The 14424-nt window shown below is 62.3% G+C and carries 11 protein-coding genes; 4 read left to right on the forward strand and 7 right to left on the reverse strand.

Going from position 1 to position 14424, the window contains the following annotated elements:
• Positions 1-43: 43 nt before the first annotated feature.
• The 3 genes from rnd to NKJ00_RS11300 all read right to left on the reverse strand — a co-directional run bounded on the left by rnd (position 44) and on the right by NKJ00_RS11300 (position 3617).
• Positions 44-1195 carry a ribonuclease D gene (gene rnd, locus NKJ00_RS11290; RefSeq protein WP_023810193.1) on the reverse strand — a complete coding sequence of 384 codons (1152 nt, stop codon included), beginning with the start codon at positions 1193-1195 and terminating at the stop codon, positions 44-46.
• Positions 1196-1273: 78 nt separating this feature from the next.
• Positions 1274-2515 carry an MFS transporter gene (locus tag NKJ00_RS11295; protein ID WP_352611682.1) on the reverse strand — a complete coding sequence of 414 codons (1242 nt, stop codon included), beginning with the start codon at positions 2513-2515 and terminating at the stop codon, positions 1274-1276.
• Positions 2516-2648: 133 nt separating this feature from the next.
• Positions 2649-3617 (reverse strand): DMT family transporter, encoded by a 969-nt coding sequence (locus NKJ00_RS11300; protein WP_352629772.1) that lies wholly within the window; start codon positions 3615-3617, stop codon positions 2649-2651.
• 41 nt (positions 3618-3658) lie between these two features.
• On the opposite strand from NKJ00_RS11300, the gene NKJ00_RS11305 reads away from it, so the two are divergent.
• Together NKJ00_RS11305 and aspS are read left to right on the forward strand one after the other, a co-directional pair.
• Positions 3659-4525, forward strand: a complete 867-nt coding sequence (locus tag NKJ00_RS11305) for a LysR substrate-binding domain-containing protein (protein ID WP_352442527.1) — start codon at positions 3659-3661, stop codon at positions 4523-4525.
• 147 nt (positions 4526-4672) lie between these two features.
• Positions 4673-6463 carry an aspartate--tRNA ligase gene (gene aspS / locus NKJ00_RS11310; RefSeq protein WP_352629822.1) on the forward strand — a complete coding sequence of 597 codons (1791 nt, stop codon included), beginning with the start codon at positions 4673-4675 and terminating at the stop codon, positions 6461-6463.
• A 112-nt stretch (positions 6464-6575) separates the two neighbouring features.
• On the opposite strand, the gene NKJ00_RS11315 is transcribed toward aspS, so the two are convergent.
• Positions 6576-7766 (reverse strand): aq_1923 C-terminal domain, encoded by a 1191-nt coding sequence (locus tag NKJ00_RS11315; protein WP_127267503.1) that lies wholly within the window; start codon positions 7764-7766, stop codon positions 6576-6578.
• Positions 7767-8094: 328 nt separating this feature from the next.
• Here NKJ00_RS11315 and parC point away from each other — a divergent pair, with 328 nt between their 5' ends.
• Both parC and NKJ00_RS11325 read left to right on the forward strand, forming a co-directional pair.
• A complete protein-coding gene (gene parC, locus NKJ00_RS11320; RefSeq protein ID WP_352611686.1) occupies positions 8095-10347 on the forward strand; it encodes a DNA topoisomerase IV subunit A in 2253 nt (750 codons plus the stop codon).
• A 318-nt stretch (positions 10348-10665) separates the two neighbouring features.
• Entirely contained in the window at positions 10666-11880 is a 1215-nt protein-coding gene (locus NKJ00_RS11325) for an AI-2E family transporter (RefSeq protein WP_352611687.1), read from the forward strand.
• A gap of 12 nt (positions 11881-11892) precedes the next feature.
• On the opposite strand, the gene NKJ00_RS11330 is transcribed toward NKJ00_RS11325, so the two are convergent.
• The 3 genes from NKJ00_RS11330 to NKJ00_RS11340 all read right to left on the reverse strand — a co-directional run bounded on the left by NKJ00_RS11330 (position 11893) and on the right by NKJ00_RS11340 (position 14294).
• On the reverse strand, positions 11893-12789 hold the full coding sequence (locus NKJ00_RS11330; RefSeq protein ID WP_023810204.1) for a DMT family transporter: 897 nt from the start codon (positions 12787-12789) through the stop codon (positions 11893-11895).
• A gap of 129 nt (positions 12790-12918) precedes the next feature.
• Positions 12919-13683: an arginyltransferase gene (locus tag NKJ00_RS11335; protein WP_023810205.1), complete on the reverse strand. Its 765-nt coding sequence runs from the start codon at positions 13681-13683 to the stop codon at positions 12919-12921.
• A gap of 140 nt (positions 13684-13823) precedes the next feature.
• Positions 13824-14294 (reverse strand): RDD family protein, encoded by a 471-nt coding sequence (locus NKJ00_RS11340; RefSeq protein ID WP_352629775.1) that lies wholly within the window; start codon positions 14292-14294, stop codon positions 13824-13826.
• Positions 14295-14424: the final 130 nt, after the last annotated feature.

Genomic DNA, 14424 nt, shown 5'->3' on the forward strand with positions numbered 1-14424 from the left:
TTCTCCCTTCTCCCAGCTTGCGGGAGAAGGAAAGAATGCTCGTCTACAGATCGAACACCGCAATCTTGCGCTTGTCGAACTTGATGCCGATCTCGCCGCGCACCAGCTTGAGCGCGGCCTCGCCGAACACCGCGCGCCGCCAACCCTGCAGGGCCGGTACGTCGGCCTCCTCGCCCTCGGCGGCGATACGGTCGATGTCGTCGCTGGAGGCCAGCACCTTCGAGGCAACGCCTTCCTTTTCGGCGACGATCCGCAGCAGCACCTTCAACAGTTCCGCCGCGGCGCTCGAGCCCTCGGGCGGCTGGAAACTCTTCGGCAATTTCGGCATCTGCTCCTTGGGCAAGGCAAGTGCGGTGTTGACCGCGCCGAGCAGCGCCGTTGCCGTCGACGAGCGCTCCCAGCCCTTCGGTGTCGTGCGCAGCTTGCCGAGGGCTGCCGTGTCGCGCGGCGCCTGCTGCGCCACCTCGTAGATCGCGTCGTCCTTGAGCACGCGGCCGCGCGGCACGTCGCGTTCGCGCGCCTCGCGCTCACGCCACGCCGCAACGCCCTGCACGATCGCCAATTCCTGCGGTTTGCGCAGCCGCATCTTCAGCCGCTTCCAGGCGTCCTCGGGATGCGGATCATAGGTTTCGCGTGAGGTCAGCACCTCCATCTCCTCGTTGAGCCAATGGGCGCGGTTTTCCCGCTCCAATTCGGCGCTGAGGTGCTGATAGACCTCGATGAGATGCGTGACGTCGGCCAGCGCGTAGTCGAGTTGCTTGTCGGAAAGCGGCCGGTGGCGCCAGTCGGTGAAGCGCGACGACTTGTCGAGCCGCGCGCCGGTAATGCGCTGCACGAGCTGATCGTAGGAAACACTGTCACCGAAGCCGCAGACCATCGCCGCCACTTGCGTGTCGAACACCGGATGCGGAACCAGATCGCCGAGGTGGACGATGATTTCGATGTCCTGCCGCGCGGCGTGGAAGACTTTGACCACCGCTTCATTGGCCATCAGCCTGAAGAACGGCTTCAGGTCGATATCGGGCGACAGGGGATCGATGAGCGCCGTCACGCCGGGTGCGGCCATCTGGATCAGGCACAGGATCGGCCAAAAGGTCGTTTCCCGAATGAATTCGGTGTCGACGGTGACGAAATCCGACTTTTCGAAAGCGGCGAGAACGGTCTCGAGTTCTTTCTGGGTGGTGATGACGTTCATCAAATCGCTTTTGACAGGAGTAAGGTCTTCCTAGATTTCAGCCGCCGGGGCTTTCGTCAAGCTTTGGCACCGCCATCATCAGGTTCCCGGACCATCGGAATCGTCGTTTCTCCTGGCCAGCCGCGCGAAAACCGTCGAAGTGCGCAGGAGCGCGGTGAAGCGGCCGCGCCTGCCTGCAGGCACGCCAGACCGGGCCTGCATGCGGTAAAGGATGACGGCGATGAAGATCGCATAGACCACCGCGCTGAATACAAACAGGGCGCCCGGTCCGAAATATTGCATCGCGGTCGAGGCGGCGAACGGGCCGCCAATCGCGCCGAAGGAATAGAACAGCATCAGCGCCGCGTTGATCAGCACGAACTCGCCCGTGTCGGCGCGATCGTTGGAATGCGCCGCCGACAGCGAATAGAGCGGCATGGCGAAACAGCCGAAGATGAAGATGAAGATGAAGTTGAGCGCCGGATTGCTGCCGGCGATGAACACCAGCGCCAGCGCCGAGAACATCGCGCAGCACGTCGTCATCAGCAGCACCCGGCGCCGGTCCCAGCGGTCGGAGAGGTAACCCAGCGGATACTGGATGATGGCGCCGCCGAAAATGCCGACGCTGACGAAGGTGACGACATCGGCGACCGACATGCCGATCTGCTCGGCATAAACCGGCGACAAGGTGCGAAAGGCGCTGTTGGTGACGCCGACAGCGATGCAGCCGAAGCAGCCGAGCGGCGAAATTCGCCAGACGCGCGCCAGGTCGAGCTTGACCTCATCGGGTGGTGCCGGGTTGGAGCGGTCGCCGAGCGACACCGGCACCAGTGACAAGGTGATCATCATCGACATGATGGCGAAGATGGCGAAACCGCCGGCGCCGAAGACCGGGATCAGGAACTGGGCTGATGTCACCGAACCGATGTCGACCATCCGGTAGATCGCCAGCACGCGTGCCCGGTCGTGATTGCCGACGCCGGAATTCAGCCAGCTTTCGACGATGGTGAACAGCCCGGCGAAGCAGAAGCCGCCGGCAAGGCGCACCGCGCACCACATCACCGGATCGATGACCAGCACCAGGAGCAAGGTGCCGACCGAGGCGATTGCCGCCAGCGCCGAAAATGCCCTGATATGGCCGACCGCCTTCATGATGCGGGTGATGGCCAGGCAGCCGAGCAGGAAGCCGGCGAAGTAGAAGGTGCCCATCAGGCCGATGTCGGAAGCCGAAAACCCTTCCTGCGCGCCGCGCAGCGCGATCAGCGTGCTCTGCAGCCCATTGCCGCCGAGCAAAATGCCGGCGGCGAGAAGGAGCGGGATCATCGGGCGGATGGAGGACATGAAGAGGCGATCACGTGTCGGTGATCCCTTCTTGGACCATCACCCTGGCCAACGCCAGCAGCAATTCCCTGCGCCAACAGGGATGATCGCTGTATTCGCCTGGATTCGTTTCCGCGTTTTGCTTGGTCAGCGCTCAAGGCAGCCGGCGACGTGACTGCCGATCGTCGGGCCACAGGCTGAGCCGCTCGGCTGCTCCCGTTGCGATGCCTATTCCTGCGAGGACTGCCACCAGCCCGACAATCAGGTTCGCGCTTACCTGTTCGCCCAGGAAGACAACACCAAAGATCGATGCCGTCACCGGATTAACCGCAACGGAGACGGCAACCAGTGTCGGCGACGCGCGCTCGAGCGCGAATGCCCAGAGGAAGAAAATGAAGGCGCCGCAAATTATGGCCAGATATGCGCTTGCGATCCACTGAGGTGCGCTGAGAGTGGCAAGTCGCGCGAAGCCTCCGTTCGAAACCACCAGGACCGATAGGCAGACCGCGCCCACGCCCATGCCAAACGCCACGAACGGGATTGGCGCGGTGCGGGATAGAAATGGTCTCGACCAGACGTTGTAGAGCGCCATGCAGAAAGCGGCCGCGACCATGAGAAGATCTCCGCGCCAGGCATCTGGGGGAGCAGTCGTCAGGCTCGTGCCGAGCGCTACGGCCACCCCTGCCATTGCGATCAGGACACCGACGATCTTGCGGATGGTCGGCGGCTCGATCCTCAGAACTGCCGCGGCAAGCATTGTGAGCAGAGGCAGTGTCGAAAGCGCAAGCGCACCTCGCGCGGCCGTTGTGTAGACAAGGGCTCCATTGAAGAGCACCGGAAACAGCCCGAAGAACAGAAGACCCAATGCACCAGTGCCGAGCCAGTCGCTCTTCGGCGGCCACCTGTCTCGTCGCCAGAGAGCTACGGCGGCCAAAACCAGAAAGCCGCCGCCGAACCGGACCGCACCGATAACGAGAGGATCGAGCGTGCCCGCGAGATATCGCGTTGCGCCAACGGCGGTGCCCCCAAAAGCGCTGGAGAGAATCGCGGCGAGCACTCCTGTGATTTCCATGGTTCCTGACCTTGCCAACTCTGAACCACGGATATCGGACAGGCGGGCCATAAGGAATCGAATAAGCTCAATGAGTTTGATAACATTCCACTATGAGCATCCCGAATCTCGATCCGGACCTTCTGCGGGCCTTCGTCGTCGTTGCCGAGCGCCTCTCGTTTACGCGAGCCGCCGAGCAGCTCAATAGAACGCAGGCGGCCGTCAGCTTGCAGGTGAAACGTCTTGAGGAGCGCATCGAGACCATCTTGTTCCGGCGCTCGACAGCCCGCGTTGAACTCACCGCCGCCGGGGAGGGCTTTCTGATCGATGCCCGCCGCATACTTGCTCTCAATGAGCAGGCGATTGCGCGTGTTTCCGGTCAGCAGGTGGCCGGACAGGTTCGCATCGGGGTCATGGAAGATTATGGCACCAAGATCCTGCCGCGCCTCCTTTCTGGCATCGCCGAGCGATTTCCGTTGGTGCAGGTCGAAATGGAGATCGGTCTCACCGCCCGGCTCCTGAAACGGCTTGGGTCGTCGTTCGACGCCGTCATCGCCATGCACCCGGAAGGCACAACCGAGGGGGATCTGATATGCCGCGAAAGGGCGATTTGGGCGGCGGCGGCGACGCGAGCCGTCGAGGAACTCGATCCGTTGCCGGTCGCTCTGTCGAGCCCCGATTGCCTGTTTCGCTCCTGGGCCATTGAGGCGCTCGACAAGGCAGGCCGGCCATGGCGTTTGGCCTATGTCAGTCCAAGCCTTTCAGCCACGGAGGCAATTGTCGAACAGGGACTGGCGGTCACCGTGGTCAAAGGCAGCATGCTTGCGCCTGGCCTGCGAGATGTCCATCCCGGCCGGCATGTGCCCCCGCTGCCGGGGGCGGAAATTCGCCTTCATCATGCCGCAACGTCGTCCGCCAGCGCTGCATTGGTCGTCGAGCACCTTGCCCAGCGTCTTCGGCTATCGGCACTGGGCTCATAGGTCGCCTGGGAAAGCGGAACCAAGATACCAACACGGGCCGCTTGCCTTGACAAATCCGGCCTCCCATGCGCTTTTCGCGCAAATTTTCAGGGCCGGGCCGTGATGCCTCGGCCGGCAACTAGAGCACCCCGGACTTTACCAATGACAATGCACCGTTACCGCAGCCATACCTGTGCCCAGTTGAGGAAGAGCGACGTCGGCTCGACCGTTCGCCTGTCGGGCTGGGTGCATCGCGTGCGCGATCATGGCGGCCTGCTCTTCATCGACCTGCGCGACAATTATGGCTTGACCCAGATCGTTGCCGATCCGGATTCGCCTGCCTTCAAGGTTGCCGAGACCGTGCGCGGCGAGTGGGTCATTCGGGTCGACGGCGAGGTCAAGGCGCGCTTGCCCGAGACCACCAACGCCAATTTGCCGACCGGCGAGATCGAGATATTCGCCCGCGAGATCGAGGTGCTGTCGGCGGCCAAGGAATTGCCCCTGCCGGTGTTCGGCGAGCCCGACTATCCCGAGGATATCAGGCTGAAATACCGTTTTCTCGACCTGCGCCGCGAGACGCTGCACAAGAACATCATTGCGCGGACAAAAATCATCGCCGAAATGCGCAAGCGCATGGGCGATGTCGGCTTCACCGAATTCTCGACGCCGATCCTCACCGCCTCGTCGCCGGAAGGCGCGCGCGACTTCCTGGTGCCGTCGCGCATCCACCCCGGCACCTTCTACGCGCTGCCGCAGGCGCCGCAGCAGTACAAGCAGCTGATCATGGTGTCGGGCTTCGACCGCTATTTCCAGATCGCGCCCTGCTTCCGCGACGAGGATCCGCGCGCCGATCGTCTGCCCGGCGAATTCTACCAGCTCGACCTCGAAATGAGCTTCGTCGAACAGGACGACGTGCTGTCGACCATGGAGCCGGTCATGCGCGGGGTCTTCGAGACCTTCGCCAACGGCAAGCCGGTGACGCAGAAATTCCAGCGCATCCCCTATGATGTCGCCATGCGCAAGTACGGTTCCGACAAGCCGGACCTGCGCAACCCGATCGAGATGCAGGCCGTTTCCGACCATTTTCGCGATTCCGGCTTCAAGGTGTTCGCCAACATCCTGGCCAACGATCCGAAGGCCGAAGTATGGGGCATTCCGGCCAAGACCGGCGGCAGCCGCGCCTTCTGCGACCGCATGAATTCCTGGGCGCAGGGCGAGGGCCAGCCGGGGCTGGGCTATATCTTCTGGCGCAAGGAGGGCGACAAGCTCGAAGGCGCCGGCCCGCTCGCCAAGAACATCGGCGAGGAGCGCACCGAGGCGATCCGCGCTCAACTCGGCCTTGCCGATGGCGACGCCGCCTTCTTCGTTGCAGGCGATCCGAAGAAATTCGTCTCCTTTGCGGGTGCCGCGCGCACGCGCGCCGGCGAGGAACTGAACCTTGTCGATCGCGAGCGTTTCGAACTGTGCTGGATCGTCGACTTCCCGTTCTTCGAGTGGAACGAGGAAGAGAAGAAGATCGACTTCGCCCACAACCCGTTCTCGATGCCGCAAGGTGGCATCGATGCGCTGAATGGCGAGGACCTGCTCGGCATCAAGGCGTTCCAGTACGATATGGTCTGCAACGGGTTCGAGATCGCCAGCGGCGGTATCCGCAACCATCTGCCCGAAACCATGGTCAAGGCGTTCGAGACGGTCGGGCTGGATCGCGCCACGGTCGAGGAGCGCTTCGGCGGCCTCTATCGTGCCTTCCAGTATGGCGCGCCGCCGCATGGCGGCATGGCCGCCGGTGTCGACCGCGTCGTCATGCTGCTGCTCGGCGCCAAGAACCTGCGTGAGATCACCATGTTCCCGATGAACCAGCAGGCCTACGATCTGTTGATGAACGCACCGTCGGAAGCGAGCCCGCAGCAGCTTCGCGAGCTGGCGCTGCGCGTTGCCGTGCCCAAGAAGGACGCCTGATCGCGCTTCGGGCGATGCCTTAAAGAACCGCCCGAACCGATTCTTTCGATTCGCTGATCCCGACAAAAAAAGCCCGGCATGCCGGGCTTTTCGCATATTGAGATCGCTTCGATCAGTCTTCGTTGGCCTTGACGGTGACGCCGAGCGTCTTCGGCAGGTCGAGCGGGTTGGACATGGCGCCCGCCATGATCAGTGCGAACGGCACGGATGCCGGCGGCTCGGCCGAGATTTCGAGGCTCTTCGGATCGTCGAGGAATTTGCTGACCGCGGCCGTAACCTGCGCCGTCAGTTCCGGATTGTTGAGCTGCGCCATGCCGAACGGCACGATCGCCTTGGCCTGGTTGGCGATGTCCTTGCCGGACATGCCTTGCTGCTTGCCGACATAGTCCAGAACCTTGTTGGTCAGCGAATCGTCGTCGAAGCGGATCGAGGCGCTGTTGAACGAAAGCTGCTGCAACAGGCCGAGCATGGCCATGCCTTGCGCCGAATTGTCGGCGCCTTCAGGCTGTGCCGCCATCTTCTTCTGCATTTCCTGCAGCGACTTGATAAAATCCAGCGTGTAGCCGCCGAGATTGAAGGTCATGCCGAGCGTGCCGGCATTCTCGACCGAGATGTCGTATTTCGACAGTTCCATCTTGCCGTCCGTGGGCTGCCAGGTGCCGGCCATTTCGAGATTGCCCGCGATGTTCTGGTAGCCGAGCGCGTTGATGACTTCCTTGGACTTGGGATCGTCCACCAGCGTCAGGTCGGCGTTGAATTTCTCCGTGGTGGCGGTGAATTCCATTGCCTTGCCGTCCGCCGGCGGCGTGATTTCGATGGCAAGCCCGTCCATCGAGAAGGCGGTCTTGTCGGCGACCTTGACGGTCATGTTCGAGAGTTCGGCGGACTTGTACATCATCAGCGAGCCGAGCGGGCCGGTGGCGCCGTCGGCCGGAACTGTCATGTCATGGATGACGAAGGGGCTGAGGTCGAGGGTGACGCCGTCCTTGCTGTGTGTGAAGGCAGCCGTCGATACGGTGGCGATGTCATAGCCGCCATTTGCCTCGGTCACACCTTCGAGTTTGACGTCGCCGATGGGAAGCGCTTCCTTCTCCGCCGCCGGTTTGATGGCAACGCCCTGCAGCACCATGCTGGTGTTGTCGCCGGTCACGCCGGTCCAGGTGATGTCGACACCTTGTGCGACAAGCGCGGCCTTCAGCCGGTCGGCCACTGCCGTATCCTGTGCGAGGGCCGCATTCAGCGGCAGCGTGAGCAAGAAGGTCGAAAGGGCTAATTTCCTAAGAGTTGAGCGTTTGATTGTCATCGCAAGGTCCCTGAGAGTGTCCTGAAATTGTTTTTCAATTATTTGCGCCATCACCATTCCGTGACGAACTGGACCGGAAAAAGGCGTGTCCCGGCACAATGGTCAAAAATCGCGGTGAAAGGCAAACCTGATCCCGCCGTCTTTGCGCAAACCGGTGAATTTGTCATGAAGAGCCGATAGCCGGATACTCGTCACGCTTGGCCATAGAACCCGCATGTAACAGCCTGATGTTGGCCGACATCCCCCGCGGTGCGGTTTCATGTTGCAGAAGGGCCGGTATCTCTGTCGGGCTCTTGCCGCGAATCACCCGCTCGGCTAGTCCGAGCCCATGGGAAAAAGGCTTTTGCCGCCTGAAAATGGCGGTGGCGATCATATCGAGCCGGTCGATCTGAAGAAGGCGCTGGAAGAGCGCTATCTCGCCTATGCGCTGTCGACCATCATGCACCGGGCGCTGCCCGACGTGCGCGACGGACTGAAGCCGGTCCATCGCCGCATCATGCATGCCATGCGCCTGCTGCGGCTCAACCCCGACCAGGGCTTTGCCAAATGCGCCCGCATCGTCGGCGAGGTGATGGGCAAGTTCCACCCGCATGGCGACCAGTCGATCTATGACGCGCTCGTGCGGTTGGCGCAGGATTTTTCGATGCGCTATCCCCTGGTCGACGGGCAGGGCAATTTCGGCAACATCGACGGTGATAACGCCGCCGCCATGCGCTACACCGAAGCGCGCATGACCGATGTGGCGACCGAACTGTTGTCCGGCATCACCGAGGATGCCGTCGATTATCGGCCGACCTACAATGAAGAAGACGAGGAGCCGGTGGTTTTGCCCGGCGCCTTTCCGAATCTGCTGGCCAACGGCTCGTCCGGCATCGCGGTGGGCATGGCGACATCGATCCCGCCCCACAACGCCGCCGAGCTTTGCGATGCCGCATTGCACCTGATCGAAAACCGGGACGCGCCGGTGGCGAAGCTGATGGACTTTGTCCAGGGGCCGGATTTCCCGACCGGCGGCATCATCGTCGACAGCCGCGCCTCGATCCTCGAAGCCTACGAAACCGGCCGCGGCGGTTTCCGCGTGCGCTCGAAGTGGTTCCAGGAGGACCAGGGCAGGGGCACCTGGAGCATCGTCGTCACCGAAATCCCCTACGGCGTGCAGAAGGCGCGGCTGATCGAGAAGATCGCCGAGCTGCTGATGGCACGCAAGCTGCCGCTGCTCGAGGACATCAGGGACGAAAGCGCCGAGGACGTCCGCGTCGTGCTGGTGCCGAAGAGCCGTTCGGTCGATCCCGGCATCCTGATGGAATCGCTGTTCAAGCTGACCGAGCTCGAAAGCCGCTTCCCGCTCAATATGAACGTCCTGTCGCGCGGCAAGGTGCCCAACGTGCTGTCGCTGAAGGGCGTGCTGCAGGAGTGGCTCGAGCACCGCCGCGAGGTTTTGATCCGCCGCTCGAAACACCGGCTCGGCGAAATCGAAAGACGGCTGGAGATACTTGCCGGCTACCTGATCGCCTACCTCAACATCGACGAGGTGATCAGGATCATCCGCGAGGAGGACGAGCCAAAGCAGGTCATGATGGCCCGCTGGTCGCTCACCGACAACCAGGCCGAAGCCATTCTCAACATGCGCCTGCGCGCGCTGCGCAAGCTTGAAGAATTCGAGATCCGCAAGGAATTCGATGGCCTGAGCGCGGAGAAAAAACAGATCGAGGCACTGCTTGCTTCAAACGAGAAGCAGTGGGCGACGATCAAGTGGGAAGTCACCAACATCCGCGACAAGTTCGGCCCGGAGACCGAGCTCGGCAAGCGCCGCACGCAATTCGCCGACGCGCCCGAGCATGATCTGACCGACATTGCCCATGCCATGATCGAGCGCGAACCGGTCACCGTGGTGGTTTCGGAAAAAGGCTGGCTGCGGGCGATGAAGGGGCATTTGGCCGATCTCTCGACGCTGACCTTCAAGGAGGGCGACAGCCTCAAGCTCGCCTTCCATGCCCAGACCACCGACAAGGTGCTGGTCTTCACCACCGGCGGCAAATTCTACACCATCGGCGCCGACCGGCTGCCTGGCGGGCGAGGCCATGGCGAGCCGATCCGCATCATCGTCGATATGGACAATGACCAGGACATCGTCACCGCCTTCGTTCATGACCCGAAACGCAAGCTGCTGCTGGCCTCGCATGATGCCAATGGCTTCATCGTGCCGGAAGAGGAAGTCGTCGCCAACACCCGCAAGGGCAAGCAGGTGATGAACGTCAAGGCGCCGGACGAAGCCAAGCGCTGCATCCCGGTCACCGGTGACCATCTCGCCATCGTCGGCGAGAACCGCAAGATGCTGGTGTTCGCGCTCTCCGAGATTCCGGAAATGGGCCGCGGCAAGGGCGTGCGGCTGCAGAAATACAAGGATGGCGGCCTTCTCGACCTCAAGCCGTTCACGCTGGAGACCGGCCTATCCTGGCAGGATTCGGCCGACCGCACTTTCATCCGGTCGCGTGAGGAACTGACTGAGTGGATCGGCGCCCGCGCCTCAGCCGGACGCATGGTGCCGAAGGGATTCCCGAGGACGGGGAAATTTGGGTAGCGGCAGTTTTCAGGTTTGAAAATCTCAGGCGCTAGCAATCCTTCACACCCCCCTCTGTCCTGCCGGACATCTCCCCCGCAAGGGGGGAGATCGGAAGCTTCGCCCTTTCTGCCCGCTTTCCAATGTTGGCGATTTGCGAAAGCCGACATGACAGCCAATCTCCCTCCTTGCGGGGGAGATGTCCGGCAGGACAGAGGGGGGTGCTGGCCCGCGGCGACGCCAATGGCGCGCGCAACTCCATCACCATTTGGACTATCGTCACGATTGCTGCACTATATCAGTGCATAAGCGGGAAGGGTGTTTGAGAGAGGCAGGCGTTTGAAGGAATCCAGAATCCAGAAACCGGAACGGCAGCAACGCCTGTTCGGCCTGTCGACGCCGCTCAGGTCCGCCGTCATCCCGCCGCTGTCGGCGGCGCGCTGGCTGCTGGTGCTGATCGTCGCCGCCGGCGTTTATTTCTTCCACGGCTTCCTGTTTCCGGTGCTGGCGGCGCTCGTCATCGCTTTCGCCAGCTGGCCGCTCTACCGCCGCCTGCTTGTCGCGGTCAGTGGCAACCGCACCATCGCCGCGACCTTAGCCATCCTCTTCATCCTCGCCTTCCTGGTGATCCCGATCGCGCTCGCCGGCACCTATGCGATCAACGAGGTCCGCGAATGGGTCGCCTGGGCGATCGAGACCAACCGTCATGGCGCGGTGACACCGCACTGGATCGTCACGCTGCCTGTCGTGGGCGAGTGGCTGAACCAGCAGTGGACGACCAATTTCGGCCATCCGGGCGGCATTGGTGAACTGATCCAGCTGGTCAGCGGCGCCAATATCGGCAGCATCTATCGCGGTGTGCTGGCGGCTGGCGGCAGCGCGTTCGGGCTGCTGTTGACGCTTTTGTTCATGATGATCGCGCTGTTCTTCGCCTATCGCGACGGCGAGCATTTTGCCGGCCAGGTCGACCGTCTCGGCGAGCGCATCCTGCCGACCAGATGGGAGCGGATCTCGCGCGTCGTGCCGGCAACGATCTCGTCGACGGTGACCGGCATGACGGTCATCGCCATCGGCGAAGGCCTGGTGCTGGGCATTGCCTACTGGCTGGCCGGCGTGCCGTCACCGGTAACACTCGGCGCCCTGACCGGCGTCATGGCGCTGATCCCCGGCGGTGCACCGCTGTCCTTCACGCTGGTCTCGATCTACCTCGCCGCCAGCGGGTCGCCGATGGCCGGGCTGGCGCTGTTCATCTGGGGTGCGGTCGAACTGTTCATCGTCGACAAGACATTGCGCCCGAAGCTCGTCGGCGGGCCGATAAAACTGCCGTTCCTGCCGACCTTTTTCGGGCTGATCGGCGGCGTCAAGACCATGGGGTTTCTCGGCCTGTTCATCGGCCCGGTGCTGATGGCCCTGCTGGTCGCGATCTGGCGCGAATGGCTGCGCGAGGTTGAAATGGCCGACGACATCGTCCCGGGCTCGGCAGCCGAAATCGAAGCCGGTCCGCAAATCGAGGTCCTGCCGGAACCTGACGTGGCGAAGAAGGCCAGCGCTTGATCTCAACGCACCTCAGACCGGATGTTGCACCGCAAGGTCGCCACGCCGCTTGCGTCCCTCGTGAAGTTGCCACAGCGAATGCGCGACCAGTGTGACGATCAGGATCCCGCCGCCGATCAGGCTGTTGCGCGTCGGTGTTTCGGCAAAGATCATCCACACCCAGACTGGCGCCAGCACGGTTTCAAGCAGGTAGAACATCGCCACTTCAGGGCCCGAAATGTATTTCGGCCCGGTGGCAAGGCAGAAGAACGCTATCGGCATGATGACGGCGCCGTTGAGGATGATCCACCATGGCGCCTCCACCTGAAAGCCGGTCTTGGAGACCATGAACGCCGCCAGCCCTAAAGGCAGGACGACGCCGATCAGTGAGGTAAAGCCCATGTCCTTGCCGCTGGCGCGCGAGATGGTGATGGCGCAGGCGATCAGGAAGGCCGAACACAATGCCATCAGGTCGCCGAACAGATGTCCGGTGCCGACGGAATCGCCGACGATGATGACGACGCCGACAATCATCATGGCCAATGCCGCAAGGGTCAGCGGCCGCGGCCGCTCCTTCAGGAACACCCATGAAAGCAGCGCGGCGAACATGGTTGTGAAGGCCAGGATGAACACCAGGTTGGCGGTCGAGGTGTTGTAGACGCCTGTGATGAACGCAATCGCGCCGAGCCCGTAGATCGCGGCAACGATCAGGCCCGACCAGCCAGGTATCAGCTGCGGCGCATTCTTGCTGAACGAGCGCCAGATGGTCCACATGATCAGTGCCGCGGCCAAGGTGCAGCCGGTGCGCAGCAGCAAGATTGTCCACGCCTCGCCGTGGGCGAGCCGGATCAGCGGGATATCCACGGTCAGCGTCAGCCCGCCAAATGCGGTGAGCAGAAGTCCTTTGGTGTGAGTATCGTGAGATGACATGCAGCGACTTTCACAATGAATTCGGGAGAGGATGGCGGACCGGCGCAATCTCACGCTCTCCGCCAACCAGCGGAAAGACCAGCATCGTCTCGATTGAAAATGTTTAAGCCCGGACTTGGGAAAGACTAATCAGCGCGCGACCGCTTCGTTGGTGTAGCGCTCCCAGCCCTTCGGGCCGAGATGCTCCTGCGGCATGAAGCGCATCTTATAATTCATCTTGCGCGAGCCGTTGACCCAGTAGCCGAGATAGACATGGGGCAGGCCCATCGCCCTGGCGCGGGCGATGTGGTCGAGGATCATGAACGTGCCGAGCGACCGTTCCTCGAAATCGGGATTGAAGTAGGAATAGACCATCGACAGGCCGTCGGCCATCTTGTCGGTGAGCGCCACCGCGATCAGCTCGCCCTGTCCCTTGCCGGTGATGAACGTATCGGGTCCACGCCGCCGATACTCGATCACCTTGGTGTCGACATGGGTATCCTCGACCATCATCGCATAGTCGAGCACCGTCATGTCGGACATGCCGCCACGGCGGTGGCGGGCGTCGAGATAGCTGCGGAACAGGGAATATTGTTCGGTCGAAGGCTCGGCATTGTGCATGTGGCCGACGAGGTCGGAATTGTGCTGCAGCACGCGCTTCATGTTGCGGCTGGCGACGAATTCCTGGGCGAGGATGCGTACCGAAACACAGGCGCGGCAGGTCTCGCAGGCCGGCCTGTAGGCGATATTCTGCGAGCGCCGGAAGCCGCCTTGCGTCAAGAGGTCGTTCATCTCCGCCGCCTTGTCGCCAACCAGGTGCGTGAACACCTTGCGCTCGAACTGGCCGTCGAGATAGGGGCACGGCGAAGGCGCGGTCAGGAAGAACTGCGGCGACTGGGTCGGATGCTGCGTCATCGAGCCTTGGAAACACTCCTTCGAATCGCTCTACCTTTGGCGCGGACGGCGAAAAATTCAACAGGATTGTGTGGGCGTGGTCGACTCGACGCCTTCACATTTGTGCTCAATCAGTTGCGACTGCTCTTCAGAGGGCCGTTTCAGCGGTCGGTGCGGCTGACGACCGTGCCAAGCAAAAGATCGTGCAAGGTGCGCTTGCGGTCGGAAAACAGCGTCACCAGCAGGACGAGCGGCGACAGGATGACATTGCCGGCCCAGAACAGCACCGAATGGACGACCGCGGTGAGGCCGTCGATCGGCCTGCCGTCGAGCCGGTCAAGGCGGATGCCCATCATCTTCATGCCCGTGGTGGCCTGGTCGGTGTTGCCCAGCGTGTTCCAGATGTAGAGGATGGCGACGGCCGGTACCAGGATGCCGAACAGCATCCAGCCAAGCCCGAGGGTCAAAAGCCCGAGGAAGAACACCAGAATGGCAAACGGAATGGTAAGCAGCGCGACGATGACATAGTCGATTACGAAAGCCAGAATGCGCTTCGTGCGCACACCGTCATAGGCCCTGACATCGTCGAGCCTGCTGGTGATGATTTCGCCGTCGAGAACGCGCGCGTCCATGTCATTTCCTCGTAACAAGGTCCGACATAGGGTGCGGACCGCTCAGCCATGAAATGGTGAAGGCCTGTGGCGGAATCAAGATCGAGCTTCTTGCGGTGCGCCGGCCTTCAAGGCGCCAGGCGCAATCTGA

The sequence above is a fragment of the Mesorhizobium sp. M0227 genome, assembly GCF_040321855.1.
In the GTDB taxonomy this organism is placed as follows: domain Bacteria; phylum Pseudomonadota; class Alphaproteobacteria; order Rhizobiales; family Rhizobiaceae; genus Mesorhizobium.

What these genes read in the sequence shown, in the direction of transcription:
- rnd (WP_023810193.1), bottom strand. Translation starts at nt 1,195, where the DNA reads ATGAACGTCATCACCACCCAGAAAGAACTCGAGACCGTTCTCGCCGCT.
- NKJ00_RS11295 (WP_352611682.1), bottom strand. Translation starts at nt 2,515, where the DNA reads ATGTCCTCCATCCGCCCGATGATCCCGCTCCTTCTCGCCGCCGGCATT.
- NKJ00_RS11300 (WP_352629772.1), bottom strand. Translation starts at nt 3,617, where the DNA reads ATGGCCCGCCTGTCCGATATCCGTGGTTCAGAGTTGGCAAGGTCAGGA.
- NKJ00_RS11305 (WP_352442527.1), top strand. Translation starts at nt 3,659, where the DNA reads ATGAGCATCCCGAATCTCGATCCGGACCTTCTGCGGGCCTTCGTCGTC.
- aspS (WP_352629822.1), top strand. Translation starts at nt 4,673, where the DNA reads ATGCACCGTTACCGCAGCCATACCTGTGCCCAGTTGAGGAAGAGCGAC.
- NKJ00_RS11315 (WP_127267503.1), bottom strand. Translation starts at nt 7,766, where the DNA reads ATGACAATCAAACGCTCAACTCTTAGGAAATTAGCCCTTTCGACCTTC.
- parC (WP_352611686.1), top strand. Translation starts at nt 8,095, where the DNA reads ATGGGAAAAAGGCTTTTGCCGCCTGAAAATGGCGGTGGCGATCATATC.
- NKJ00_RS11330 (WP_023810204.1), bottom strand. Translation starts at nt 12,789, where the DNA reads ATGTCATCTCACGATACTCACACCAAAGGACTTCTGCTCACCGCATTT.
- NKJ00_RS11335 (WP_023810205.1), bottom strand. Translation starts at nt 13,683, where the DNA reads ATGACGCAGCATCCGACCCAGTCGCCGCAGTTCTTCCTGACCGCGCCT.
- NKJ00_RS11340 (WP_352629775.1), bottom strand. Translation starts at nt 14,294, where the DNA reads ATGGACGCGCGCGTTCTCGACGGCGAAATCATCACCAGCAGGCTCGAC.